Annotated in this window: 22 protein-coding genes; 14 read left to right on the top strand and 8 right to left on the bottom strand. The window is 65.5% G+C overall.

Going from position 1 to position 24,886, the window contains the following annotated elements; translation table 11 throughout:
* Position 1 precedes the first annotated feature (1 nt).
* Positions 2–910, bottom strand: coding sequence for a PfkB family carbohydrate kinase (locus NX774_RS21970; RefSeq protein ID WP_258824426.1), 909 nt, complete (start codon positions 908–910; stop codon positions 2–4).
* Positions 907–1,521 carry a glutathione S-transferase N-terminal domain-containing protein gene (locus tag NX774_RS21965; RefSeq protein WP_258824425.1) on the bottom strand — a complete coding sequence of 205 codons (615 nt, stop codon included), beginning with the start codon at positions 1,519–1,521 and terminating at the stop codon, positions 907–909. The genes NX774_RS21970 and NX774_RS21965 overlap by 4 nt, the downstream gene beginning before the upstream one ends.
* 146 nt (positions 1,522–1,667) lie before the next feature.
* Here NX774_RS21965 and purB point away from each other — a divergent pair, with 146 nt between their 5' ends.
* Entirely contained in the window at positions 1,668–3,044 is a 1,377-nt protein-coding gene (gene purB, locus NX774_RS21960) for an adenylosuccinate lyase (RefSeq protein ID WP_258824424.1), read from the top strand.
* A gap of 138 nt (positions 3,045–3,182) precedes the next feature.
* Here purB and NX774_RS21955 read toward each other — a convergent pair whose 3' ends face one another.
* Positions 3,183–5,135 carry a TOL_0244 family TonB-dependent receptor gene (locus NX774_RS21955; RefSeq protein WP_258824423.1) on the bottom strand — a complete coding sequence of 651 codons (1,953 nt, stop codon included), beginning with the start codon at positions 5,133–5,135 and terminating at the stop codon, positions 3,183–3,185.
* 174 nt (positions 5,136–5,309) lie between these two features.
* On the opposite strand from NX774_RS21955, the gene NX774_RS21950 reads away from it, so the two are divergent.
* From NX774_RS21950 to NX774_RS21940, 3 genes are read left to right on the top strand one after another with little or no spacing between them, the layout of a single operon-like run.
* On the top strand, positions 5,310–5,858 hold the full coding sequence (locus NX774_RS21950) for a cytochrome b (protein ID WP_258824422.1): 549 nt from the start codon (positions 5,310–5,312) through the stop codon (positions 5,856–5,858).
* Positions 5,855–6,406, top strand: coding sequence for a YceI family protein (locus tag NX774_RS21945; protein ID WP_258824421.1), 552 nt, complete (start codon positions 5,855–5,857; stop codon positions 6,404–6,406). Before NX774_RS21950 ends, NX774_RS21945 begins: the two co-directional genes overlap by 4 nt.
* A 25-nt stretch (positions 6,407–6,431) precedes the next feature.
* The gene (locus tag NX774_RS21940) at positions 6,432–6,998 is read left to right on the top strand and encodes a YceI family protein (RefSeq protein ID WP_258824420.1); all 567 of its coding nucleotides are present in this window, start codon (positions 6,432–6,434) and stop codon (positions 6,996–6,998) included.
* 125 nt (positions 6,999–7,123) lie between these two features.
* Here the strand turns inward: NX774_RS21940 and NX774_RS21935 are convergent, their stop codons facing one another.
* Positions 7,124–8,440 (bottom strand): hypothetical protein, encoded by a 1,317-nt coding sequence (locus NX774_RS21935; protein WP_258824419.1) that lies wholly within the window; start codon positions 8,438–8,440, stop codon positions 7,124–7,126.
* A 276-nt stretch (positions 8,441–8,716) separates the two neighbouring features.
* On the opposite strand from NX774_RS21935, the gene NX774_RS21930 reads away from it, so the two are divergent.
* The gene (locus NX774_RS21930; protein WP_211526581.1) at positions 8,717–8,986 is read left to right on the top strand and encodes a GlsB/YeaQ/YmgE family stress response membrane protein; all 270 of its coding nucleotides are present in this window, start codon (positions 8,717–8,719) and stop codon (positions 8,984–8,986) included.
* Positions 8,987–9,066: 80 nt separating this feature from the next.
* Positions 9,067–10,317 carry a cardiolipin synthase gene (gene cls / locus NX774_RS21925; RefSeq protein ID WP_258824418.1) on the top strand — a complete coding sequence of 417 codons (1,251 nt, stop codon included), beginning with the start codon at positions 9,067–9,069 and terminating at the stop codon, positions 10,315–10,317.
* 49 nt (positions 10,318–10,366) lie between these two features.
* Here the strand turns inward: cls and NX774_RS21920 are convergent, their stop codons facing one another.
* From NX774_RS21920 to NX774_RS21910, 3 genes are read right to left on the bottom strand one after another with little or no spacing between them, the layout of a single operon-like run.
* Positions 10,367–10,798 (bottom strand): hypothetical protein, encoded by a 432-nt coding sequence (locus NX774_RS21920; RefSeq protein WP_258824417.1) that lies wholly within the window; start codon positions 10,796–10,798, stop codon positions 10,367–10,369.
* Complete coding sequence (locus NX774_RS21915) at positions 10,792–11,397, bottom strand: peptidoglycan recognition protein family protein (protein ID WP_258824416.1); 606 nt, start codon at positions 11,395–11,397, stop codon at positions 10,792–10,794. The genes NX774_RS21920 and NX774_RS21915 overlap by 7 nt, the downstream gene beginning before the upstream one ends.
* 43 nt (positions 11,398–11,440) lie before the next feature.
* Positions 11,441–11,932, bottom strand: coding sequence for an Hcp family type VI secretion system effector (locus NX774_RS21910; protein WP_258824415.1), 492 nt, complete (start codon positions 11,930–11,932; stop codon positions 11,441–11,443).
* 215 nt (positions 11,933–12,147) lie between these two features.
* Between NX774_RS21910 and NX774_RS21905 the strand changes: the two genes are divergently transcribed.
* The 8 genes from NX774_RS21905 (at position 12,148) to NX774_RS21870 (ending at position 23,467) form a co-directional block, all read left to right on the top strand.
* Positions 12,148–14,307, top strand: coding sequence for a S46 family peptidase (locus NX774_RS21905; protein ID WP_258824414.1), 2,160 nt, complete (start codon positions 12,148–12,150; stop codon positions 14,305–14,307).
* 353 nt (positions 14,308–14,660) lie between these two features.
* A complete protein-coding gene (gene nosZ, locus NX774_RS21900; RefSeq protein WP_258824413.1) occupies positions 14,661–16,592 on the top strand; it encodes a TAT-dependent nitrous-oxide reductase in 1,932 nt (643 codons plus the stop codon).
* Between the two features lie 15 nt (positions 16,593–16,607).
* A complete protein-coding gene (locus tag NX774_RS21895; protein ID WP_258824412.1) occupies positions 16,608–18,800 on the top strand; it encodes a 4Fe-4S binding protein in 2,193 nt (730 codons plus the stop codon).
* Entirely contained in the window at positions 18,797–20,056 is a 1,260-nt protein-coding gene (locus NX774_RS21890) for a nitrous oxide reductase family maturation protein NosD (protein ID WP_258824411.1), read from the top strand. Before NX774_RS21895 ends, NX774_RS21890 begins: the two co-directional genes overlap by 4 nt.
* Positions 20,037–20,957, top strand: a complete 921-nt coding sequence (locus tag NX774_RS21885; RefSeq protein WP_258824410.1) for an ABC transporter ATP-binding protein — start codon at positions 20,037–20,039, stop codon at positions 20,955–20,957. Before NX774_RS21890 ends, NX774_RS21885 begins: the two co-directional genes overlap by 20 nt.
* Entirely contained in the window at positions 20,953–21,765 is an 813-nt protein-coding gene (locus tag NX774_RS21880; protein WP_370660467.1) for an ABC transporter permease, read from the top strand. Before NX774_RS21885 ends, NX774_RS21880 begins: the two co-directional genes overlap by 5 nt.
* Positions 21,766–21,779: 14 nt before the next feature.
* Complete coding sequence (locus NX774_RS21875) at positions 21,780–22,781, top strand: FAD:protein FMN transferase (RefSeq protein WP_258824408.1); 1,002 nt, start codon at positions 21,780–21,782, stop codon at positions 22,779–22,781.
* A 365-nt stretch (positions 22,782–23,146) separates the two neighbouring features.
* Positions 23,147–23,467, top strand: coding sequence for a c-type cytochrome (locus NX774_RS21870; RefSeq protein ID WP_258824407.1), 321 nt, complete (start codon positions 23,147–23,149; stop codon positions 23,465–23,467).
* Positions 23,468–23,519: 52 nt separating this feature from the next.
* Here NX774_RS21870 and NX774_RS21865 read toward each other — a convergent pair whose 3' ends face one another.
* Positions 23,520–24,809, bottom strand: a complete 1,290-nt coding sequence (locus tag NX774_RS21865) for an MFS transporter (protein WP_258824406.1) — start codon at positions 24,807–24,809, stop codon at positions 23,520–23,522.
* Positions 24,810–24,886 lie beyond the last annotated feature (77 nt).

The raw sequence follows: 24,886 nt of genomic DNA, 5'->3' as shown, positions 1-24,886 counted from the left end.
CTCAGTCGATCTGCTCCCAGCGCCGCAGCCAGGGTTCATAAAAGCCGAGGTCCTGCGGCACGGCGCCACGGATGGTGCAGATCGCCCCGGCGAACGCGGTGGCCTGCTCCAGCATCTCGATGCTGGACCAGCCACGCGACATTCCATACAGCCATACCGCCGAAAAGGCGTCGCCCGCGCCCACCGTGTCGCGCACCTGCACCCGCGCCGCTTTTTCCTTCAGCCGGCTTTCGCAGTCCACATAGCGTGCGCCGCCCTCTCCCAGCGTCAGCAGCACGGCTTCCAGCTCGAACAGGTCGATCAGCTCGCGGCAGCTGTCTTCGAACGACGAGTAGTACAGGTCGCGCCGCACCACCAGCTCGGCCAGTTCGTCCTCGCTCAGCTTGACGACATTGGCCAGCTGCAGCGATTCATCGATACAGGCGTCGTCCGGCTCGTCGCCGCGCAGGTTCAGGTCGAGAAAGCGCGGCCCCGGGCAGGCGGACACCAGTGCTGCCAGGGCTGCGTGCGAGCGCGCATCGCGCTGGGCGAGCGTGCCGAAATACAGCGCGGACGGGGTCGCCTCCGACAAGGCCTGCACGGCGAGCGAGGCGTCGATCGCGTCATAGGCCTGGCCGGGCAGGATCTCGAATCGATGGCTGTGCCCGAAGGTCTGGACGACGACTCGGCCGGTCGGCAGATCCGGATCGGTTTGCAGGCCTGCCGTGGACATGCCGAACCGTTCGAATTCGGCCCGCACCAGCTCGCCGTTGGCATCGTTGCCGATGCGGGTGACCAGCAAAGGCCGTTCGCCGAACGCAGCCAGGTGGCGGGCGACATTGAACGGCGCGCCGCCGACCACCTGGTGGTCGCCGAAATCATCGACCAGCGCCTCGCCGAACAGGACCGGCGCGGGACGCTGCCCGCTCACGGCTCGTAGGGAACGGTGTCTTTGAACGACGGGCGTTCGGACAGCTTGTCGAACAGGCGCGCCAGGTTGGGGTACTCGTCGCGCCAGCCGATTTCGGGGAAGCGGAAGCTGAGCCAGCCGAGGCAGCAGCCGACCGCCACGTCCGCCAGCGTGTAGTGGTTACCCATGCAAAACGGCGAGTCGCCCAGGTTCTGCGACATGACGTGCAGGCCGGTGCCCACCTTGACCATCTGGCGCTCGATCCATGCCTCGCTCTGCTGCTCGCGCGGGCGCAGCGTGCGCTCCAGGCGCACCAGCACGGCCGCATCGAGCACGCCGTCGGCCAGCGCCTCCCAGACCTTGACGTCGGCCCGGTCGCGCCCGTTGGGCGGCAGGAGCTTGCACACCGGGGTGAGCGTGTCGAGGTATTCCGCGATCACGCGCGAGTCGTACATCGCGCTGCCGTCTTCCATGACCAGGCAAGGCACCTTGCCCAGCGGATTGGACTGGTGGATCCTGGTCTCCGCGCCCCAGACGTTGTCCAGCTCGAGCGAATAATCGATCTTTTTCTCCGCCATGACGACACGGACTTTGCGCACGTAGGGACTGGTGACAGAACCGATGAGTTTCATAAATGCTCAGGTAAGAGGATTGGATGACAGTATAGCATTGGCCCCCGTGCACAAAGTGGCGCGAGCACCGGCCTGCGGTGTGTCCACAACAAGGCTGCGCCACCCCGTCGGTGGTAAAATCCGCGTTTTTGCACGGACCGCCTGCCATGACCGCTAACACCCTCTCCACCCTGTCGGCCCTGTCGCCGCTCGACGGCCGCTACGCCGCCAAGACCGACAAGCTGCGCCCGATCCTGTCCGAGGCCGGCTTCATGCACCACCGCGTGAAGGTCGAGATCGCCTGGCTGCAGGCGCTGTCGCAAGCCGGCTTTGCCGAGATCAAGCCATTCTCGCCGCAAGCCGCTGGTTTCCTCGACCAGCTGGCCGCCGGCTTCACCGAGCAGGACGCGGCGCGCATCAAGGAAATCGAGGCCGTCACCAACCACGACGTGAAGGCGGTCGAGTACTGGCTCAAGGAGAAGGTCAAGGACATTCCGGAGCTGGTCGCAGCTTCCGAATTCATCCACTTCGCCTGCACCTCCGAGGACATCAACAACACCTCGCACGGCATGATGCTCAAGAACGCGCGCGACAACGTGATGCTGCCGGCCCTGCAAGGCATCATCGCCAAGCTGACCGAAATCGCGCACGTCAACGCCAGCCTGCCGATGCTCTCGCGCACCCACGGCCAGACCGCCAGCCCGACCACGCTGGGCAAGGAATTCGCCAACGTCGTGGCGCGCCTGTCGCGTGCGGCCAAGCGCATCGGCGAGGTCGAAATCCTGGGCAAGATGAACGGCGCGGTGGGCAACTACAACGCGCACCTGTCGGCCTATCCGGGCTTCGACTGGCCGGCGTTCTCGAAGAACGTCATCGAGCAGCGCCTGGGCCTGACCTTCAACCCGTACACCATCCAGATCGAGCCGCACGACTACATGGCCGAGCTGTTCGACGCCATCTCGCGCGCCAACACCATCCTGCTCGACCTGAACCGCGACATCTGGACCTACGTGTCGCTGGGCTACTTCAAGCAGAAGCTCAAGGCCGGCGAGATCGGCTCGTCCACCATGCCGCACAAGGTCAACCCGATCGACTTCGAGAACTCGGAGGGCAACCTGGGCCTGGCCAACGCGGTGCTGCGCCACATGGCCGACAAGCTGCCGGTCTCGCGCATGCAGCGTGACCTGACCGACTCGACCGTGCTGCGCAACATCGGCGTGGGCTTCGGCTACACGCTGCTGGCGTACGACAGCTGCCTGCGCGGCCTGAACAAGCTGGAAGTGAACCCGGCGCGCCTGGAACAGGACCTGGACGCGAACTGGGAAGTGCTGGCCGAGCCGGTGCAGACCGTGATGCGCCGCTATGGCATCGCCAACCCGTACGAGCAGCTCAAGGAGCTCACCCGCGGCAAGGGCATCACCAAGGAAGCGCTGCGCGAGTTCATCGGCACGCTGGCCATTCCGCAGGAGGCGAAGGACGTGCTGCTGCAGATGACGCCGGCGAATTACACCGGCCTGGCTGCGCAGCTGGCTGCCGCGATCTAACGATTCGGCTGCATCCGCATTACCCGTCGTTCCCGCGGAGGCGGGAACCCATGCTGAGCGTCCATGCACGCGGCCTATGGGTTCCCGCCTCCGCGGGAACGACGTTTTTGGGGCTAACGATCTTGTACGGTGCAGCCCTCACCGCCGCCACACCAGCTTGACCGCAATCCTGCGCGGCACCTCCATCCGCGTGCTCGCCGGCCCGAACTCGGCGTGTGATCCGTTCAGGTTCTGTCCGCTGACCGACAGCTCCAGGTCGCGCGACAGCCACCATCCAAAGCGCGCATCCACCGCCGTGTAACCCGGCACCGGCCCGATCGCCAGCGCGCCCACGTTTCGCACCGCAACCTCCAGCTCGCGCCTGTCATCGAAGCTGTAGCTCGATCTGAGCTGCGCCGTGTGCGCCGGATCGAACCCGGTCGTGGCCAGCCCACCCACGCTGTTACTGCCGGGCTTGAGCCGGAACCGTTCGCGCAGCGCCGTGAACCCGGCCGACAGGCGCCACTTTTCCGTCGCCTGGTAGCTGCCCCACGCCTCCACCCCATCGGCCGCGCCTTCCATCAGGCTGGCGAAGGCGACAGCCGTGCGGCTGGGCAGCAGTTCGACCGTGCGCAGGTGGTCGTAGTCGTTGTGGAACAGCGCCAGCGAATACGACAGCCCCGGCGCAGGCTGGCCGCGGTAACCCAGCTCATAAACCCTGGCCACCTCCGAACGCACCAGCGGCCCGCCGGCCACGATGTAGGGCGGCCTGCCGGGCACGAAAGTATCGGCATCGATGCGCGAAGGCGCGCGCACCGTGCGCGAGGCGCTGGCCCACAGCGCGTGCCCGGCCGCAGGCTTGAACGCCAGCCGCGCGGTCGGCAGCCATTCGCTGCCGGTGTAGGGGTTGCGCTCGACGCGCGCGCCGACGGTCAGCCGCAGCTTGTCCGACAGGCCGATCTCGTCCTGCGCGAACACGCTGGACCACGCCTGCCTGTCGTCGGCCGGCAGGAAGGCGATGATGTCGCTGTTGGTGACCCGATCCCGGCTGTGGCGGTAGTTCACGCCCCACACCACGCTGTGCGCGCCATGCGCCGGCAGCGAGTGCTGGACCTGCAGGTCGGCGATATCGAGCGATTCGGTAAAGCTGGGCGGCACTTCGCGCCGGGTGTAGTCGAGATAGGCCTGCACGCCGAGCGTGCCGCCGTCGTCGAGCAGGCGTTGCCAATGCGCGGTGAAGTTTGCGCCCTCGGTGCCGATGGTGCCGAGCCGCTGGTTTGCGCCGGACACGTTGATCAGGCCCGGCTCCGGCTGCTCCTGCTTGCCGCGATAGGCGTTGGCGTTCACGCTGAAACGGTCGGCCCCGCGGTCCCAGTCGGCACGAAAGCCCAGCTGCGACTGGTGCCAGCCGTCGTTGACTGGTGCGCCCGACGCCAGCTCGTTGTGCGAGCGGACCAAGGTCTTTGCGAACACGCGCCAGCTGGCCGTGCCGCTGGTGGCGCCATAGCGCAGCGCGGCATCGGCGCCATCGCTGGCCGCGCGCGCCAGCGCCAGCGTGCCGCCGGTCTGGTGCGCCGAGCGCGTGGTGATGTTGATGACGCCATTGACCGCGTTGACACCCCACAGCGTGCCGCCCGGCCCGCTGATCACCTCGATGCGCTCGACGTCCTCGAGCAGCACGTCCTGCGCGTCCCAGAACACGCCCGAGAACAGCGGCGTGTACACCGAGCGCCCGTCCACCAGCACCAGGAGCTTGTTGGGCGGGCTGTTGCTGCTGCCGTTCATGCCGCGCGCGGTGATCGAATAGGTTTCGTTGCTGGTCTGCGCCACCTGCAGGTTCGGCGCCAGCCGCAGCACCTCGGGCAGCGTAGCCGCGCCCGAGCGCCGGATGTCCTCGGCCGTGATCACGTACACCGACGCCGGCGCGTCGATCAGGCGCTCCGGCTTCTTGGACACCGAGGTGACCTGGATGTTGGCCAGCTCCTCGATCGTCATGTCGGCCAGCTCGCCCGGCCCTTGCGGCGCCGCGCGCGCAGGCAGCACCAGCGCCAGGCCGGCAAGCAGGGCCAGCAGGCGTCGGGCGGGTGAGCCGGTCTCGTGCATAATGCTCATGCGTCGTGCGGACAACGTAGCTTGAGGTTATTTTTGCTAAACCGATAATCGCAGATTTTACATTCCTTCCGCATCTTGTGGCGTTTCTGTCCGCTGTGTGCAGGGTTCGCGCGTCGCGAGCAGGCGCTGTAGTTTCTTGATACTATTTTGTTCTAATACGTACTAATTCTAACGATGCAACGCTACACCATTCCCGCCATCGTCCTGCACTGGCTGATTGCCCTGCTGATCGTGGCCGCCTTTGTGCTCGGGCTGGTAATGACCGACATCCCGGGCCTCACGCCGGCCAAGCTGCGCTATGTGTCGTGGCACAAATGGCTGGGCGTGACGGTGCTGGGGCTGGCGGTGCTGCGCCTGCTGTGGCGCCTGGGCCACCGGCCGCCTGCCCTGCCCGCCTCGACGCCGGCCTGGCAGCAAGGCGCCGCGCACGGGCTGCACGCGCTGCTGTATGTGCTGATCTTCGCGGTGCCGCTGTCCGGCTACGCGTTTTCGCTGGCGGCAGGCGTGAAGGTGGTGTACCTGGGCGTGTTCGAGCTGCCGGTGCTGTTCGGGCCCGACCCGGCCCTGAAACCCGTGCTGCGCGCGGTGCACTACTGGCTCGACATGTCGCTGGCCGCAGCCGTGGCGCTGCACCTGGCCGCCGCGCTCAAGCACCAGTTCGTCGACCGCGACGGCCTGCTTGCACGCATGCTGCCGTTTGCCCCAACCAAGGAGAACCCATGAAGTCATTCCGCCTGCTGATGCTCGCACCGCTGTTCGCGGTATCGGTCGCCGGCGCCGCGCCGTACAAGGCCGATCCGGCCACCAGCAGCATCAGCGCCGTGTTCAAGCAGATGAACGTGCCGGTCGATGCCAAGTTCAAGCGCTTCGACGCGCAGCTCGACTACGACCCGGCGCACCCCGAGAAGGCGCGCGCACAGGTGGCGGTGGACACCGCCAGCCTGGACCTGGGGGACCCGGAATACAGCGGCGAGGTGGCGAAGAAGGAATGGTTCAACTCGGCGCAGTTCCCGAAGGCGACCTTCGTCTCCACCGGCATCAAGCCGGCGAGCGCGGGCAAGCTGACGGTGTCGGGCAAGCTGACCATCAAGGGCCGCGTGCTCGACGTGAGCTTTCCGGTGGTCGCCAAAACCGAGGGCAACAAGCAGGTGTTCGAGGGCCAGCTGCCGATCCGGCGCCTGGCGTTCAATGTGGGCGAAGGCGAGTGGAAGGACACGAGCATCGTCGCCGACGAAGTGGTGATCAAGTTCCGCGTGAGCGCGGCCAAGTAATTTCAACCGACGAGGGAAAGTCCAAATGAAAGCAAGCAAACCCCTGATGGCCCTGGTGATCGGCGCGTGCGCCAGCGCGGCATTCGCGGCCGACACCTACACGATCGAGCCGAAGCACACCTTCCCCAGCTTCGAGACCGACCACATGGGCATCTCGGTGTGGCGCGGCAAGTTCACCAAGACCAGCGGCACCGTGGTGCTCGACCGCGCGGCCAAGACCGGTTCGGTGGACATCGCGATCGACCCGGCCAGCATCCAGTTCGGCCTGGTGGCGCTGGACGACCACGTCAAAGGCGCCGACATGCTCGACGTGGCCAAGTACCCGACCGCGACCTACAAGGGCCCGGTCGTGTTCAAGGGCGACGTGCCGGCCGAGATCAATGGCGAGCTGACGCTGCATGGCGTGACCAAGCCGGTCAAGCTGGCGATCAACAGCTTCAAGTGCATCCAGCACCCGATGCTCAAGCGCGAGGTGTGCGGCGCCGACGCATCGGGCTCGTTCAACCGCGGCGACTTTGGCGTGTCGTACGGGCTGCCGAAGTTCCAGCCGGAGGTGCGCTTGCAGATTCAGGTGGAAGCCATCAAGCAGTAAAGCTTTCGTAGGGTGGGCACATCGTGCCCACGCGGTGACAGGTAGCGTGTGACCGCGTGGGCACAAGTGCCCACCCTACGCAAAACAAACGGGGTTGCCGCGCGAGCGGTAACCCCGTTGTCACATCAACGGCCGTCGCCGTCAAAGTCGCCCGGCATGGCGCGCTCGACCTTGTCCCAGGCCGCGCGGCTGGCCATCTTGGCCTGGTCCCAGGTCAGGCGCGACTTGCCCTTCACGCGGTCCCAGTCGTCGGCCATGTGGCGCTCGGCCAGGTCGTAGCTCGGGTAGCGCGCCGCGCTGTTGTAGCCCAGCGCGTAGGCCGGCTGGTAGTCGTCGTAGGTGTAGCCCGGCGTGTAGTAGGGCTGGGTCTGGTAGTTGGTGCTCCAGTAGGTATCTTCCGCCTGCGGGTTGACCGCACGGCCAGCCGCCTTGCCGACCGCGCCGCCGGCCAGCGCACCCACGGCCGCACCGGCCGCCATGCCCACCGGGCCGCCCACCGCGCCCAGCGCCGCACCGGCCGCCGCGCCGCCGCCGGCGCCCACGCCTTGCGCCAGATTGTGCTCATGCAGCTGGTCGTCGGTTTTGGGGTTGACCACTTCGCCCGCGCCACGGCCGGCCGCGCCACCCGCCAGGCCGCCGATCACGGCGCCTGCCGCCATGCCGACCGGGCCGGCCACCGTGCCCGCAGCGGCACCGGCCGCCGCGCCGGCGCCCGCGCCCATGCCCTTGGCCAGGTAGTGCTGCGACAGGTCATCGCCGCCTTTCGGGTTCACCACTTCACCGGCACCCTTGCCGGCCAGGCCGCCGGCGATGCCGCCGATGACCGCACCAGCGGCCGAGCCCACCGGGCCCGCGGCCGCGCCGATGCCCGCACCGGCCAGCGCGCCGGCGCCAGCGCCCAGGCCCGTGCCGATCACGTGCGAGCCGCCGTTGTCGGTCCAGGCGCGCTGGATGTGCTCGACGTCTTCGTCCGAACGCGCATGCACGCCCATCAGGATGCCGCCGTTCTTGATGCCTTCCTCATAGTGCTTGACGCGTTCTTCGGGAATCCCGGCGCCGATCAGCGCGCCGATCAGGCCGCCCGCGATGCCGCCGGCGCCTGCACCGGCCAGCGCGGCTGCCAGCGGGCCGGCCACCACCAGGCCGAAGCCCGGCATCACCAGCGTGGTGCCCACAGCGGCCACGCCCGCCAGCACGGCGCCGATGGTGCCGCCGATACCGGCACCCACGCCAGCGCCTTCCGCGGCCTTGCTGCCCAGTTCGGTCTCGGTGTCGCCGAAGTGGGTCTTGCGGGTGCTGTCGGACATCATCAGGTTGACGTCGTCCTTGCCGTAGCCGCGGGTGGAGATTGCGCCATAGGCGCGTTCGGCGCTGGCACGGTCGGGGAACAGGCCGGTCACCATGCGCTGATTCTGCTGCGTCGTCGTGTCGTAGTTGCTCATGTCGAATCCTTCCTTGTCTGAGGGTGGGGGCTTGCCGCGCAAGCCGGGAGGCGTGCTGCCTTCCGGCCAACGATAGGACGCGGCCGCCCACTCTTCTGTTCGCTGACGCACCCAGTCGCCGACATTGTCGCGCTGTAAAAGAACGCGGCGGAGGAATCGCAATCTAACGTTCGTTGCCGCACCGACCTGAGGAGAGTCGGCCCTCTAGACTTTTTCACATGGCCACGGCAATCAATTGGCCTGGGGTATGTTCATCCATTGAGAGGAGGAATCAACATGTTATTCATCATCTGGATTGTCGTTGGTGGCATCTTGGGCTGGCTCGCCAGCATGGTCATGAAAACCGATGCCGAGCAGGGCATGATCCTCAACATCGTGGTCGGTATCGTCGGCGCCTTCCTCGGCGGCTGGCTGCTCTCGCCGCTGTTTGGCTCGGGCACGATCAATTCGGACGACTTCAGCGTGTCGTCGCTGCTGGTTTCCTTCCTCGGCGCCGTGATCCTGCTGGCCATCGTCAACCTGCTGCGTCGCGGCCGGGTGCGCTAAGTCATCCAATTTCTTGAAAACCAACGCTCACATGCGTTGGTTTTTTTGTACCCGTGCAGACCAAAACTGTAGTCGTGGCAATGACGAGCAGCATCCTCTCGCTGTTCGTGGGTTTCCTCGCGCTCAATTTCATGCCGAGCGAGAAGAAAATCGAGACCCAGCTGGCACGCCAATACGACACCGCCGACCCGCAATTCCGGCGCTCGCTCGGCGTGCTGCTGGGGCCGCCCATCGTCGAAGGCAACAAGGTCGACGTGCTGCGCAACGGCGACCAGATCTTCCCGGCGATGCTCGACGCGATCCGCCATGCGCAAAAGACGATCACGTTCGAGACCTACATCTACTGGTCGGGCACGATCGGGCAGGAATTCACCGAGGCGCTGGCCGAGCGCGCGCGCGCCGGCGTGAAGGTGCACCTGATGCTCGACTACATCGGCAGCATGAAGCTGGACCGCCAGCAGATCGAGGCGATGCGCGCGGCCGGGGTGCAGGTGCAGCGCTACCACAAGCCGGTGTGGTGGAAGCTCGCGCGGCTGAACAACCGGACCCACCGCAAGCTGCTCATCGTGGACGGCAAGGTCGGCTTCACCGGCGGCGTCGGCATCGCGGACAAGTGGCGCGGCAACGCGCAGGACGCGGAGCATTGGCGCGACACGCATTTCCGGGTGGAGGGCCCGGTGGTCGGCCAGATGCAGGCCGTGTTCATGGACAACTGGACCAAGGCGACCGGCGTGGTGCTCGACGGCGAGGAGTATTTCCCGCCGCTGGACAAGGCGGGCGACCTGCCGGCCCAGATGTTTTCCAGCTCGCCGACCGGCGGCAGCGAGAGCATGCACCTGATGTACCTGATGGCGATCACCGCCGCGCGCAAGACGATCGAACTGTCCTCGTCCTACTTTGTGCCGGACGAACTGGCGGTGAAGGCGCTGGCCGCGGCGGCCCGGCGCGGCGTCAAGGTGCGCATCATCACGCCGGGCAAGATCATCGATTCGGACGTGGTGCGCATCGCCTCGCGCGACCGCTGGGGCGACCTGCTGGCGGCCGGCGTGCGCATCGCCGAGTTCCAGCCGACCATGTACCACGTCAAAGCGCTGATCGTCGATGCGCGCCTGGTGTCGGTGGGCTCGACCAACTTCGACAACCGTTCGTTCTCGATCAACGACGAGGCCAACCTGAACGTGCTCGACCCCGATTTCGCGCGCGAGCAGGTGGCCGTGTTCGAGGATGACTGGCGCCGTGCCCGGCCCATCAGCCTGACGCGCTGGCAGGACCGGCCGTGGCTGGAAAAGCTGTCGGGCGAGTTCGCCTCGCTGCTGGGCGCGCAGCTCTGACAATCGCTCGCTGATTGCGGGGCATCTGACGCAATTCCGGCGGTGGCCATCAATTGTCCGAAGGCGGGAAGGCTTTCGCTTGGCATTGCGGGCAATACAGGTACAAAATTCGGCCATTGCTCAGCCTGAGGGAACCGGCACGATACTGCTGGATTGACCAACTTCCCGTAACGCCATCCTGGAAGGCAATATCCCCGCTCGCATAGCAAGGCGACCAGTCGAGCATGTGAAAGTAGTCGTGTTCCGTGACTTCGGCAGCGCGGTTGATGTACTCACGGATTTCCTGATAGCTGAGCCTGAAATTCGCACACTGCTCCCCCGGCTCGCGCGAAGACGGGGACGTCTCGCCGCTGTTCCGAATTGTGACCGTACTAATTGGAGGAAGATGTGTCTTGCGCATTTTCGGTTCAGTGCCTGAACCATCGTCCATCGCAGCGGTCGTGCTTGCCGTCACCGCAAAGATGAGTGAAGCAATTACCATAATGCGCTTTCGGCTTCAGTCGGGTTCTTGCGGGAGACGACCGGGTGCCTGAATACCTCCGTCATCGGAATTCCAAAGGTCGAGGTGAGCTCAGCAATCAGCCAGCGAAGCGACGCGTTTTGCTGCTCATTCACCGCTTCATAGACGCCCTGCTCTGCCGGGTTCTGGCCTTTGCCAGCTACCACGGCACCAACAATTTCAATCCCAAGGCTGTCCTCGTTCGAGGGGTAACGTTGAGGCACTTGCTTCGCCATTTCCATCCGGTGTTCGGTCTTGGGGCTGAAGCGCTTCAGCGCCTCGAGCTCGGTTGGGGTGCAACGGTACTCAGCGAGACACCGCGCGCGCAGTCTACCTACGTGCCAGGTCTGCCGGAACAACGACGCGGTCTGATAAATCGCCCCGTCCTTGTCGATCAGGAAATGCGCGCCAGTCGCGTTTTGCGTCGTGTAGTTACTCAAGCTTGAGGCCCCGGACGCGCCACCAGTTTGATGAACGATGATCCCACTTATCCGCTGTAGCAGTCCGCGCTCGATCAGAGGGCGTGGCGCCCGCTGAACGCGCGGATTGAGAACGTACCCTTGAGTGTCCACATGGAGCATCCGATCACCTCTTCCGACCCGGGTAAATTGACGCCGCCTGAATTCAGCTTGCCGTCTTGTTCGTTGCCAAATCCCAACCACCGGCCGTGCTCCCGCTAACGCCGCCGCCAATTTTCTGCTGGGTGTACTTCTCGCTAATCCTCGAAAAATTCAGCGTAAACTGGTCGACCAAGAGCCCGGAGCCGCCATAAGATTTTCTGTTGCTCGACACCAGCACGTTTTCCAGCGTTACCTCGTAATACTTGACCGGGCCTCCGCCGTCCGCGCGGAAGAATTCGAGCTTGGCTTTTGGAATTGTCTTGCCTTGGGCCGCTAGCTCCATCAGCTTTGGAGAAGCGAGATCGGCTGCCTTCGTAATGCGAATCGCATCGAAGGCGGCACGCCCGATCGTGTGGCCACCCGCGGTTGACATCGTGCCGGCAGTTGGCTGGACCACTCCCCAGTCGACGGCCTGGACCTCGATCCATCCCTTGTGCTTGTCGTCATTGGATTCACCGTTGACGCCATCAATCTGCAAATAGACATCGGATGCCATGCACTTCTCCTGATGAGTGGAGAGGCCATTTTGGCCCTGCGTGGAGCAATGCCATTTGGCGACACGCAAGGCATTGCAGTGCTAGCGTGAAAGCGCAAGCGCGGCGCGTCGATTCGCGCTTAGGGTTGACTATATGCATGCGGCTTCCCATACTGACGGGCACTCCCCTATGTGGAGCGGATGTGTTTTCCCACCCATCACGAGACAGCCAAGCAATGAAAAAATCCCTTCTCTCGCTCGCCATCCTGACCAGCTTCGCCGCGCACGCCGACGAAGGCATGTGGATGCCGCAGCAGCTGCCACAAGTAGCCAAGCAACTGAAAGCCGCCGGCCTGAAGCTGGATCCGAACAACCTGACCAAGCTGACCGAGTTCCCGATGGGCGCCGTCGTGAGCCTGGGCGGATGCTCGGCCTCGTTCGTGTCGCCGGAAGGCCTGATCGTCACCAACCACCATTGCGTGTACAACAGCGTGGCGGTCAACTCGACGCCGCAGAACGACCTGCTGGCCAACGGCTTTTTGGCGAAAACCAAGGCCGAAGAATTGCCGGCCGCGCCGGGCAGCCGCGTGTTCGTGACCGAGGAAGTGACCAACGTTTCGGACAAGATCATCGACGGCGCCACCGCCAAGCTCACCGGCAAGGCGCGCATCGATGCGATCGAGAAGAACGAAAAGCAGATGGTTGCGCAGTGCGAGAAGGACCCGGGCCACCGCTGCACCGTGGCTAGCTACTACGGCGGGCTGGAGTTTTACCTGATCAAGCAGCTCGAGATCCGCGACGTGCGCCTGGTGCACGCGCCGGCCTCGGGCATCGGCAAGTTCGGCGGCGACACCGACAACTGGATGTGGCCGCGCCACACCGGCGACTACGGCTTCTACCGCGCGTATGTCAGCAAGGACGGCAAGGCCGCCGACTTCTCGAAGGACAACGTCCCCTACGTGCCGAAGCACATTCTTTCAATCGCCCAGCAGGGCGTGAAGGAAGGCGACTTCATCATGGTGGTGGGCTACCCTGGCCGCACCAACCGCCACCGCCTGCCGAACGAAATCGCCTGGACCTTCGACTGGAACTACCCGGCGTTCGTGAAGGCCTCCGGCGAGATCCTCTCGATCATCGACGAGCAGACCAAAAACGATCCGGCCGCGCGCCTGAAGTACGCGGGCCAAATCGCGGGCGTGAACAACTACTACAAGAACCGCAAGGGCATGATCGCGTCCTACCAGGACAGCGACATCCTCGCGCGCAAGACGGCCGAGCACAATGCGCTCAAGAGCTGGGTGAACGCCAGCCCGGCGCGCAAGGCCGAGTTCGGCTCGAGCATCGAGGAGGCCGAAAAGCTGATCGCCCAGCGCGACCAGGAAGTGAAGAAGGGCTTCTTCGTCAGCTACGCGACCCCGCGCTTCCTGGGCTCGGCACGCACGCTGTACCGCCTGGCCAACGAGCGCGCCAAGCCCGACGCCGAGCGCAAGACCGGCTTCCAGGACCGCGACCTGCCACGCCTGACCTCGGTCATCGCCGGCCAGGACCGCACCTATGACGAGAAGGTCGACAAGGCGCTGGTGCTGAACTTCCTGAAGCAATACCTGGCCCAGCCGCAGGCCGAGCACAACGCCGCCTTCGACGCGGCGCTGGGCGTGCATGCGGGCATGAGCGACGCCGAGCTCAAGGCGCAGCTGGACACGCTGTACGCCGGCTCCAAACTGCAGGACAAGGCCGAGCGCCTGGCCTGGATGAAGAAGTCGCCGGAGGAGTTCAAGGCCAGCAACGACGCCTTCATCAAGGCGGCGGTGACGATGTACGAGCCGGGCCTGAAGCACGAGGCTGAAGAGGAAGAGCTCGCCGGCAAGATCCAGCAAGCCTATGCCAACTACATGAAGGCCAAGATCGCCTACATGCACAGCAAGGGCCAGGCCGTGTACCCGGACGCCAACAGCACCCTGCGCGTGACCTTCGGCAAGATCGCCGGCCGCGACCACGGCGCCGATGGCACCGGCTCGTGGACCGCGTTCACCACGGTCAAGGGCGTGCTGGCCAAGCACACCGGCGAAGGCGAGTTCAATGCACCGGAGCGCCAACTGGCCGCGATCCGCGCCAAGGACTTTGGCAAGTATGCCGATCCGAAGCTCAAGACCGTGCCGGTTGACTACCTGGCCACGCTGGACATCACCGGCGGCAATTCGGGCTCGGCCGCGCTGAATGCGAAAGGCGAGCTGATCGGCCTGGCGTTCGACGGCACGCTCGATTCGATCATCTCGGACTGGGACTTCAACAAGGCCAACACGCGCGACATCCAGGTGGACGTGCGCTACATCCTGTGGAACATGAAGCATGTGGACCACGCGGATAACCTGCTCAAGGAAATGAAGGCCGAGTAATCGCCGCCCGCTGGGGCAACGAGCCACGCCGCCGCAAGGCCGCGTGGCTTTTTTGTTAGCGAAAATGCCGCATCGCAGCATTCGCATCCTTGGCGGAAGAATGCGTGCGATGCCGGGCCAGCCCTGGACTCCGGGGCCAGAAACAGCACTGCCAGAGCCGGCGATTTTTCCTAGCAAAATACTAGGGTATTGCGCAAGCGGCACGGCTTTTAGACTTGATTGAGGACAATTTGATGCAAATCAAGTGCCTCTTTTGACCAAGCGGAAAAACCATAATCTCGATCATGTTTCTTTTCGGCACCAATCGCGAGAATGTGCACCAGCACAAACGCCTTTTTTTAGGAGAGATCTCGATGGATCGCGACAAGAACGAAAAGATTGTCAATGAAACGACGCAGGATAGCCGTCGTCGCTTCCTCGGCCGCAGCGCCATGCTGGGCCTGGCCGGCGCCGGCGTGGCCGCACTGAGCGGCTGCAAGGAAGAAGCCCCGGGCAAGAGCGCGCCCACCGCGGCAGCCGTCCCCAACACCGGCGGCGCCTTCCACGAAGTGGCCCCGGGCCAGCTCGACGACTACTACCTGCTGTCCAGCGGCGGCCACTCGGGCGAAGCGCGCGTGATCGGCATTCCGTCCGGCCGCACCCTGCGCCGCATCCCGGTGTTCAACATCGACCCGATGGTCGGCTGGGGCATCACCAACGAGTCCAAGGCCATCCTCGGCACCCGTCCGGACGGCCAGCTCAAGTACCTGACCGGCGACACCCACCACGTGCACGCCAGCTACAAGGACGGCACCTACGACGGCAAGTACGCCTGGATCAACGACAAGATCAACTCGCGCATGGCCCGTATCCGCCTGGATACCATGGAATGCGACAAGATCACCGAGATCCCCAACGTGATGGGCATGCACGGCCTGTTCCCGGACAAGTGCGACCCGGTCGACAAGAAGATCAACTACACCACCCGCGTGTTCGCCGGTTCCGAGTTCCACCTGCCGCAGCCGAACGACGGCCGCGACCTGGACGATCCGTCCAAGTGGTACGCCCTGTTCTCGTGCCTGGACGCCGAGACGATGGAAGTGCGCTGGCAGTGCCGCGTGGACGGCAACATGGACCTGGTGGCCACCTCGTACGACGGCACCCTGGCCGGCTCGAACCAGTACAACACCGAGAACGCCGCCGACCAGGCCGGCATGATGGCCGCCGAGCGTGACGCCTGCGTGTTCTTCAACATCGCGCGCATCGAAGCTGCCGTCAAGGCCGGCAAGTTCACCCACATCGGCAATTCCAAAGTGCCGGTCGTGGACGGCCGCAAGGTGTCGAACGGCGATCCGAAGACCGCCCTCACCTGCTACGTGCCGGTCGCCAAGAATCCGCACGGCGTGAACGCCAGCCCGGACGGCAAGTACTTCGTCTGCTCCGGCAAGCTGTCGCCGACCGCCACCGTGATCGACCTGTCGCTGGTGACCAAGTGGTTCAACGGCGAACTGAAGACCGAGCGCGACGCCGTGGTGGCCGAGCCGGAAATCGGCCTGGGCCCCTTGCACACCGCCTTCGACGGCAAAGGCAACGCCTTCACCACCCTGTTCCTGGACAGCCAGATCGTCAAGTGGAACGTCGATGACGCGATCAAGCAGTACAAGGGCGACAAGACCGTCAAGCCGGTGCGCGACCGCGTGGACGTGCACTACCAGCCGGGCCACGGCTACATCTCGATGGGCGAGACCAAGGAAGCCGACGGCAAGTACTTCAACTCGGGCAACAAGTTCTCGAAGGACCGTTTCCTGCCGGTCGGCCCGCTGCACAGCGAGACCGAACAGCTGATCGATATCTCGGGCGACAAGATGCGCATCGTGTCCGACCACACCGCGTATCCGGAACCGCACGACGCGATCATCGTGCGCCGCGACATCATCAAGACGCGCCAGATCTACAACCTGGATGACTTCCCGAACAAGGTCACGTCCGAGAACGCCGGCATCGAACGCAAGGGCAACAAGGTCCACGTGCGCATGATGTCGCAGGCACCGCAGTACTCGCTGCCGGTGATCAAGGTGAAGAAGGGTGACGAAGTGACGCTCACGCTGACCAACTACGACAAGGTCGAAGACCTGACGCACGGTTGCGCGATCCCGAACTACAACATCAACTTCATCGTCAACCCGCAGGAGACGAAGTCGGTGACCTTCAAGGCTGACAAGCCGGGCGCCTACTGGATCTACTGCACTCACTTCTGCCACGCGCTGCACCTGGAAATGCGCAGCCGCTTCCTGGTGGAGGCCTGATAGCAGGTTAAGGCAATGTTCAAGCGCCTCTTCGCGGGCCACATGGCGCAAGCCATGTGGCTCGCGCTGTGCATGCTGCTGCCGCAACTGGCGGCAGCATCGCTCTACAGCACCGAGCTGCCGCCCGAAGTCGTGAGCGGCCCCAACCTCTGCGCCGCGGCCCCGTGCCGCGACGTGCTGCCTGCCGCGCAGTCGTTTTCGCCGCGCAAGGGCTCTCCGTTCTACGTGGAAGGCTACGGCGCCGACAAGCGCGTGGTCGGCTACGTGTTCCTGTCCACCGACGTGGTCGACATCCCCGCCTACTCCGGCAAACCGGTCGTCACCCTGATCGGCATGGATACCACCGGCGTGATCACCGGTGTGCGCATCCTCAAGCACTCCGAGCCGATCCTGCTGGCCGGTTTGCCCGAGACGGTGCTGACCAACTTCGTCAAGCAGTACCTCGGCAAACGCGGCGACGCCAAGATGGAAATCGGCGCCGGGCAGGCCGATGGCGGACTGAATTTCGACGGCATCAGCGGCGCCACCGTGACCGCGATCGCCGAGAACCAGGTCATCGCACAAAGCGCCTTCATCATCGGCAGCCAGGTCGGCATCTTCAAGCGCAAGGAGCGCCCGCCCGCACACTTCAAGCCGCTCGCCGAGCAGCTGTCGTGGGACGCGCTGGCCAAGGAAGGTTCGGTCGGCCACCTGGTGGTGCCGGCCGAGGACGTCGGCGCCGACCCGGCCAAGGGCCCGTACATGGACCTGTACTTCGGCTACCTGAACGCGCCGACGGTCGGCACCAGCGTGCTGGGCGAGCATGGCTACAAGCGCCTGATGCAGGACCTCAAGCCCGACGAGCACGCGCTGTTCGTGGTGGCCAACGGCCAGGTCTCGTTCAAGGGTTCCGGCTTTGTCCGTGGCGGCATCTATGACCGCATCCAGGTACGCCAGGACAGCGCCAGCTTCACCTTCCGCGACACCGATTACCTGAACCTGTATGGCGTCGAGGCCCAGGGCAAGCCGGCCTACCGCGAGTCCGGCATCTTCATCATCCGCTCGAAGAACTTCAATCCGGCCTGGCCGTGGCAGCTGAGCTTTTTGGCCAACCGCACCGACAAGCAGACCGGCGCCAAGGTCTTCGCGCACTTCGACGAAGAATACTGGGTTCCGGCGCGCTACCTCGAAGGCGGCCGCCCGCGCGTGGAGCGCCCCGAGCCGGCCTGGCACAAGGCCTGGAGCGGCAAGAAGCTGGAGATCGCCCTGTTCGTGCTGGTGCTGCTGACCGCCGGCGTGCTGTACGCGCAGCGCGACAAGCTGGTGCGCGCGTCCAGCCGCAAGCACAAGCCCTGGATTTCGGTGCCGCGGCACCTGCTGTGGATCGCGAGCGTGGTGTACCTTGGCTGGATGCTGAAAGCCCAGCCGAGCGTGACCCAGGTGCTGACCTGGTTCCACTCGCTGATCCACCAGTGGAAGTGGGAACTGTTCCTGTCGGACCCGTTCATCTTCCTGTTCTGGATCTTCCTGGCCGTCACCGTGCTGCTGTGGGGACGCGGCCTGTTTTGTGGGTGGCTGTGCCCGATGGGTTCACTGCAGCATCTGGCATACCGGCTCGGCCAGGTGATCGGCCTGGGAAGATACCAACGCCTGCTGCCCAAGCGCGTGCACGACAAGCTCAAATGGACCAAGTACGTGGTGTTTGCGGTCCTCTTGGCGGTGTCGCTGTGGTCGATGGAAGCGGCCGAGACGCTGGCCGAGATCGAGCCGTTCAAGACCACCTTCCTGGTCGGTCCGTGGAACCGCCCGTGGCCGTACACGCTGTTCGTGGCGGTCATCCTGGGCATCTCGATCCTGTCCGAACGGCCCTACTGCAAGTACCTGTGCCCGCTGGGCGCATCGCTCGCGGTGCCGTCCACGTTCCGCCTGTTCGGCCTGAAGCGCAAGCAGGAATGCACCACCTGCCACGCCTGCGCCGCCGGCTGCGGCTCGCACGCAATCGACGCCCAGGGCAACATCGACCAGCGCGAATGCCTGGCCTGCCTGGACTGCATGGTGATGTACTACGACGACCATGCCTGCCCGCCGCTGGTCAAGGAGCGCAAGGCACGCGACAAGGCAGGACAGCCGCTCACGCCGATCGACGCGCGCGGCTACTTCATCCCGCTCGAGAGAGTGCGCGCGGAACTGGCAACCAAGGCCGGCCAGCAGCAGGGGACCGGCAAATGAAGGGGCACATAGGCCTGCTGGCCGCGCTGCTTGCAGCTGCGGCCAGCGCCCACGCCGCCGTGCTGCGGGTGGAAAGCGGCCAGTCGATTGCGGCCGCGCTGCGCGCGGCACGCGTCGGCGACACCGTGCAGGTGGCCGCCGGCACCTACCGCGAGAACCTGGTGATCGACAAGCCGCTCACGCTCGAAGGCGTGGGCAAGCCGCTGGTGCACGGCGGCGGCAAGGGCGACGTGATCCGGGTGCGCGCCCAGGACGTGACCATCCGCGGCCTGGCCGTGCAGGGCAGCGGCATCAACCTGGACGCGCAGAACGCCGGCATCTACATCCAGCCCGGCTCGGACCGCGCGCGCGTGGCCGATTGCGAGCTCACCGCCAACCTGTTCGGCGTATGGCTGGAGCAGTCGGCCGATTCCACCATCGAGCGCAACACCATCGTCGGCCGCGCCGACCTGTTCTCGGCCGACCGCGGCAACGGCATCCAGGTGTACAACACCATCAACTCGCAGGTGATCGGCAACACCGTCAGCCACACCCGCGACGGCATCTACGTGGACTACTCGCAGCACGCGCTGTTTCGCGGCAACCGCCTGCACGACGTGCGCTACGGTACCCACTACATGAACACCAACGACAGCACCTGGGAAGACAACGAGACCTGGCACAACCGCGGCGGGCTGGCGCTGATGGAGGTGCGCCACCTGGTGGTGCGCCGCAACCGCGCCTGGGGCAACGAAGAGCATGGCATCATGCTGCGCACGATCCAGGACTCGCTCATCGAGGACAACATCGTGGCCGGCAACGACCGCGGCTTCTTCATCTACGACGCCGAGTTCAACACGATCCGCGGCAACCTGGTGGTCGGCAACCGCAACGGCGTGCAGCTGACCGCGGGCTCCAGCAACAACCAGGTGGACGGCAACGACTTCATCAACAACCAGGAGCAGGTCGAATTCGTCGCGTCCAAGGACGTCGAGTGGGGCCGCAAGCAGCCCAACTACTGGAGCAACTATCGCGGCTGGGACCAGGACGGCGACGGCCGTGGCGACCTGCGCTACGAAGCGAACGACATCGTGGACCGCATCAGCTGGCAGTACCCGCTGGCCAAGCTGATGCTGTCCAGCCCCGCGCTGCAGGCGCTGCGCTTTGCCGCGCGCCAGTTCCCGGTGCTGCGTGCGCCCAGCGTGACCGAGCAGCACCCGCGCATGAAGCCGTGGCACACCAATTGGAGCAAATGGAATGGCGGACTACCGCATTGAAGTACGCAACGTGAGCTGTCGCTTTGGCGAGGTGCAGGCGCTCGACGGCGTGAGCCTGGCCATCGGCAGCGGCCAGATGGTCGGCCTGATCGGCCACAACGGCGCCGGCAAGAGCACCCTGTTCAAGGTAATGCTCGGCCTGATTCCCCCAACCAGCGGCGACGTGCTGCTGGACGGCGCCCCGGTCAGCGGCGAGCGCTTTCGCCAGGCGCGCCGCCGCATCGGCTACCTGCCCGAGACTTTCGCCACCTACGACAACCTGACCGGCGGCGAGGTGCTGCGCCTGTTCGCCGACCTGAAGGGCGTGCCGCGCAAGGAGTGCATCGGCGTGCTCGAACGCGTGGGCCTGGCGCGCGCCGCCGGGCGCCGCGTGGGCGGCTACTCGAAGGGCATGCGCCAGCGCCTCGGCTTTGCCCAAGTGCTGCTGGGCGAGCCGGACCTGGTGTTCCTCGACGAGCCCACCAACGGCCTGGACCCGGAAGGCATCCACGACTTCTACCAGGTGCTGCGCGAAGTGCAGGACGGTGGCACCACGGTGGTGATCACCTCGCACATCCTGGCCGACATCCAGGACCGCGTGGACCAGCTGGTGATCATGCGCGCCGGCCGCGTGGCCGCGCGCGGCACGCTGGCCGAGCTGCGCGCGTCCACCTCCCAGCACGCGCGCATCGAGGTGCGCGTGCGCGAAGGCGACGCGATGCGGATCGAAGCCAGCCTGGCCGGCGAGCATGCCATCGAGGTGCTGGCCGACCGCGTGCGCATCGCCTGCGCGCCGCACCAGAAAATGGCGCTGATCGCGCGCGTGGCCGCGCTGGGCGACGCGGTGCTCGACCTGTCGGTGCAGGAAGCATCGCTCGAACAACTCTTCCTTGGATTTGGAGGCAAGCATGGCACGCATTGAATGGCGCCAGGCAGGCGTGATCGCGCGCCAGGAATTCCGCGACCGCCTGCGCAACCGCTGGGTGCTGGCCGTGGCGCTAGTGCTGGCGCTGCTCGCGCTGGCCATCGCCTATGCCGGCAGCGCCCAGCAGGGCCAGGTCGGCTTTCGCGGCATCGAGGTGACGGTCGCCAGCCTGACCAGCCTGGCCGTGTACCTGGTGCCGCTGATCGCGCTCATGCTCGGCTACGACGCCATCGTGGGCGAGCGCGAACGCGGCTCGCTCGACCTTTTGGTATCGATGCCGATCACGCGCTTCGAGATCTTGCTTGGCAAATTCGCCGGCCTGTCGGCGGCGCTGGCCTGCGCCACCGCGGGCGGCCTGGTGCTGGCAGCGCTGCCGCTGGCGCCGCACTTCTCTGGTCACGACGCCTGGCACTACGTCGGCTTCGCCGCCAGCAGCGTGCTGATGGGGATGGCCTTCCTGAGCATGGCGATGCTGGTGTCGGTGCTCTCGCGCGACCGCATCCGCGCCAGCGGCGCCGCCATCGGCCTGTGGTTCCTGTTCGTGCTGGCCTTCGACCTGGGCCTGACCGGCGCGCTGGTCGCCAGCAACGGCGCGCTCGGCAGCGGCGTGTTCGGCGCGCTCCTGATGCTCAATCCCGCCGACGTGTTCCGCATGCTGAACATCTTCGGTTCCGGTGACGTGCAGGACATGTATGGCTTGGCCACCGCCGTGCCCGGCGTGCTGACCTCGCCGCTGCTGCTGGTGGGCGCGATGGCTGCGTGGATCGGCGTGCCGCTCGCGCTGTCGGCCTGGCGCTTCCGCTGAAAAAGGAGCTTGCGATGAGAGTCCTGTTCATTGGCTGGCTGATGCTGCTCTTGGCCGGCTGCGCCCGGCACGACCAGGTGGTGCGCGTGCAGGGGCACGTGTTCGGCACCCAGGTCGAGGTGAGCATCTACGGCGAAAGCGAAGAGCGCGCCCGGCAGCTGGGCGACGAGGTGCTGCGCGAATTCGACCGCCTGCACCACAAGTTCCACGCGTGGCAGCCAAGCCAGCTCACGGCGCTGAACGACGCGATCGCGCGCGGCGAGACCTTCCAGGCCGACGCCGAAATGGTGAGCCTGCTGCAATCGGCCGCGCTGCTGTCCGCACAATCGGACAACCTGTTCAACCCCGCGATCGGCCACCTGATCCGGCTGTGGGGATTCCAGAGCAGCGACATCCACGCGCAAGGGCCATCGCAGGCCGAGATCGACAAATGGGTGAAGGCCAATCCGCGCCTGTCCGACCTGCGCTACCAGGGCACGCGGATCCGCAGCGTGAACCCGGCCGTGATGATCGACCTGGGCGGCTACGCCAAGGGCTACGCGCTGGACCGCGCCGTGGAGATCCTGCGCGCCGCGCACGTCAAGGCCGCGCTGGTCAACACCGGCGGCAACATGATCGCCATCGGCCAGCCGGGCGAACGCCCGTGGCGCGTGGGCATCAAGGACCCACGCGGCGACGGCGCGCTGGCCAGCGTCGAGCTGCACGACAACGAAGCGATCGGCACCAGCGGCGACTACGAGCGCTACTTCATGAAGGACGGCAAGCGCCACCCGCACATCATCGACCCGCGCACCGGCGACACCACCGACACGGTGGCCTCGGTGACGATCATCGCCAGCGGCGGCGAGCACGTGGGCCTGCGCTCGGACGGCCACTCCAAGCCGCTGTTCGTTTCCGGGCCGCAGCACTGGAAAGAAATGGCCGAACGCCTGGGCCTGAACGAAGTGCTGCTGGTGGACGCCAACCGCAATGTCGTGATGACGCCGGCGATGCAGGCGCGGCTGGACAAACGTTGACGCGTAGGGTGGGCAGCTGTGCTGCCCACGCGTCCAGCCAGAGCGCGCGCCGCTTGAACGCGTGGGCAGCAAAGCTGCCCACCCTACCCTGCTGAATGCATTCGCTTGCGTTCAAACAGGGACCGGCGCGAATCGCGTGCAAAGATGAAGACGCATGCCACTCAAACAAGAAGGCGTCAACGCGCTGCCGCGCGGCGGGCTGGTGGTCCTGCCTGGCGGCAGCGCGGCGGACGTGTGGCGTACACGCAAGGCCACACCCGTCCCTCCATTTTTCATGATTTGGTTCATTTTTTTTGCGGCAATTCGCCGGGACAATGTACAGTTGCAGAATCCCGCAACCAAAACCGCATCAAAAGGAACGTTTCATGAAAGTATCGAAGCTCGTGATCCTGGCTGTGGCCAGCCTGGCCGCATTCGGCGCCCAAGCCGCAGGCAAACCCGACCTCGCTCTCGGCGAAAAAACCTACAACGCGACCTGCGTCTCGTGCCACGGCAGCGGCGTGCTGAACGCCCCCAAGCTCGGCGACAAGGCCGGCTGGGCACCGCGCATCAAGCAAGGCAAACCGACCCTGTACAAGCATGCGCTGGAAGGCTTCAAGATGATGCCGTCCAAAGGCGGCAACCCGGCGCTGAAAGACGCCGAAGTGCAGGCAGCGATCGACTTCATGGTGTCGAAGTCGAGCTGATCGGCGCGACGCACGCACCGCACAAGGCCGGGCATGTCCCGGCCTTTTTCTTTCAGCGCCTGGCAGTGGCGCGCTCCTTTCCGGCGTGCCGCGTCTCACGCATGCGCACCGCCACCACCAGGCCGGACAGGAAGGTCAAAGCCGCCACCACCCACACCGCGACGGGAACGCCGAATCGGTCCGCCACCAGGCCCGACAGCAAGGCGCCGACCGCATAACCGAGGTCGCGCCAGAGCCGATAGACACCGACGGTGGAGGCGCGCCAGGCCGGGTTCACTACGTCGCCGATCGCGGCCAGCAAGGTTGGATAGACCATGGCCGTGCCAACGCCAAGCAGCACCGCGCCGGAAGCGAACCACGCGAACGCCGTGGCCAAGGCGATCAGCCCAATACCCAGCGCTTGCACCCACATGCCGGCGACGATCAGGCCCTTGCGCCCGATGCGGTCGGAAAGCGCCCCGGTGAACAGCTGGCATACGCCCCACACCGCCGGATAGATCGCCGCCAGTACCCCGATCTGCGGCAGCGACAACCCGGCCGCCGCGAAGATGAGGGGGAACAGTCCCCACGCCATGCCGTCGTTAAGATTGTTCACCAGGCCGGCCTGGCTGATCGAGGACAGGTCGGGGTCGCGCCAGGTGGTGCGCGCAAAGATCTCGCGTTGCGAGGGCAGCGCCGCCGGCGCCGCCGCGCCGGCCTCGTGGTGCGCGTAGTCGCGCGTCTCGCGCACCGCCGCCACCGACAGCACGAGTCCAAGCACGACGTACGCCACGCCCAGATAGAACGGTGCGGGCCGCAAGCCGTAGCGCGCCGCCAGCCAGCCGCTGGCCAGCGCCGCGGCGCCCACCGCGAAATAGCCGGCGAACTCGTTGATTCCCATCGCCGTGCCGCGGTTCGCGGGCCCGGCCAGGTCGATCTTCATGATCACGGTGGTGGACCACGTCAGGCCCTGGCTGATGCCCAGCAGCGCATTGGCGGCCAGGATCCAGTTCCACGACGGCGCCCACATCAGCATGAACGGCACCGGCACCGCGCACAGCCAGCCGGCAACCAGGATCGCCTTGCGGCCGAACGCGTCCGAAAAGCGCCCGGCAACATAGTTGGTGAGCGCCTTCGAAACGCCAAACACGACGATGAAGGCGAGGATCGCGGAATGCGCGACCAGCCGGAATTCCTGTTCCGCGATGGCCGGCAGGATGGCGCGCTCCATCCCCACCATGGCGCCGACAAAGGCGTTGACCAGGACCAGCAGCGCGAACTGGCGCCAGTTGGCCTTCAGCCCCAGTTGCAGCGCGTGCTTGACTGGCCGGGGCGCGAGATTGCGCGGGACTGCCTCGGACATGGCCTCTCCTATATTCCAACGATTATTAGAATATAATGTAAGCCACCCCTGTACGGCACGTCAACCCGGCCGGCACT

The sequence above is a fragment of the Massilia agilis genome (genome assembly GCF_024756255.1).
Classification (GTDB): domain Bacteria; phylum Pseudomonadota; class Gammaproteobacteria; order Burkholderiales; family Burkholderiaceae_D; genus Telluria; species Telluria agilis.
Note: the sequence above shows the minus strand (reverse complement) of the source record. Positions and strands in the feature narration are given on the sequence as shown.

Coding starts and splice junctions, on each gene's coding strand:
- NX774_RS21965 (WP_258824425.1), bottom strand. CDS start 1,521: ATGAAACTCATCGGTTCTGTCACCAGTCCCTACGTGCGCAAAGTCCGT.
- purB (WP_258824424.1), top strand. CDS start 1,668: ATGACCGCTAACACCCTCTCCACCCTGTCGGCCCTGTCGCCGCTCGAC.
- NX774_RS21955 (WP_258824423.1), bottom strand. CDS start 5,135: ATGAGCATTATGCACGAGACCGGCTCACCCGCCCGACGCCTGCTGGCC.
- NX774_RS21950 (WP_258824422.1), top strand. CDS start 5,310: ATGCAACGCTACACCATTCCCGCCATCGTCCTGCACTGGCTGATTGCC.
- NX774_RS21945 (WP_258824421.1), top strand. CDS start 5,855: ATGAAGTCATTCCGCCTGCTGATGCTCGCACCGCTGTTCGCGGTATCG.
- NX774_RS21940 (WP_258824420.1), top strand. CDS start 6,432: ATGAAAGCAAGCAAACCCCTGATGGCCCTGGTGATCGGCGCGTGCGCC.
- NX774_RS21935 (WP_258824419.1), bottom strand. CDS start 8,440: ATGAGCAACTACGACACGACGACGCAGCAGAATCAGCGCATGGTGACC.
- NX774_RS21930 (WP_211526581.1), top strand. CDS start 8,717: ATGTTATTCATCATCTGGATTGTCGTTGGTGGCATCTTGGGCTGGCTC.
- cls (WP_258824418.1), top strand. CDS start 9,067: ATGACGAGCAGCATCCTCTCGCTGTTCGTGGGTTTCCTCGCGCTCAAT.
- NX774_RS21920 (WP_258824417.1), bottom strand. CDS start 10,798: ATGGTAATTGCTTCACTCATCTTTGCGGTGACGGCAAGCACGACCGCT.
- NX774_RS21915 (WP_258824416.1), bottom strand. CDS start 11,397: ATGCTCCATGTGGACACTCAAGGGTACGTTCTCAATCCGCGCGTTCAG.
- NX774_RS21910 (WP_258824415.1), bottom strand. CDS start 11,932: ATGGCATCCGATGTCTATTTGCAGATTGATGGCGTCAACGGTGAATCC.
- NX774_RS21905 (WP_258824414.1), top strand. CDS start 12,148: ATGAAAAAATCCCTTCTCTCGCTCGCCATCCTGACCAGCTTCGCCGCG.
- nosZ (WP_258824413.1), top strand. CDS start 14,661: ATGGATCGCGACAAGAACGAAAAGATTGTCAATGAAACGACGCAGGAT.
- NX774_RS21895 (WP_258824412.1), top strand. CDS start 16,608: ATGTTCAAGCGCCTCTTCGCGGGCCACATGGCGCAAGCCATGTGGCTC.
- NX774_RS21890 (WP_258824411.1), top strand. CDS start 18,797: ATGAAGGGGCACATAGGCCTGCTGGCCGCGCTGCTTGCAGCTGCGGCC.
- NX774_RS21885 (WP_258824410.1), top strand. CDS start 20,037: ATGGCGGACTACCGCATTGAAGTACGCAACGTGAGCTGTCGCTTTGGC.
- NX774_RS21875 (WP_258824408.1), top strand. CDS start 21,780: ATGAGAGTCCTGTTCATTGGCTGGCTGATGCTGCTCTTGGCCGGCTGC.
- NX774_RS21870 (WP_258824407.1), top strand. CDS start 23,147: ATGAAAGTATCGAAGCTCGTGATCCTGGCTGTGGCCAGCCTGGCCGCA.
- NX774_RS21865 (WP_258824406.1), bottom strand. CDS start 24,809: ATGTCCGAGGCAGTCCCGCGCAATCTCGCGCCCCGGCCAGTCAAGCAC.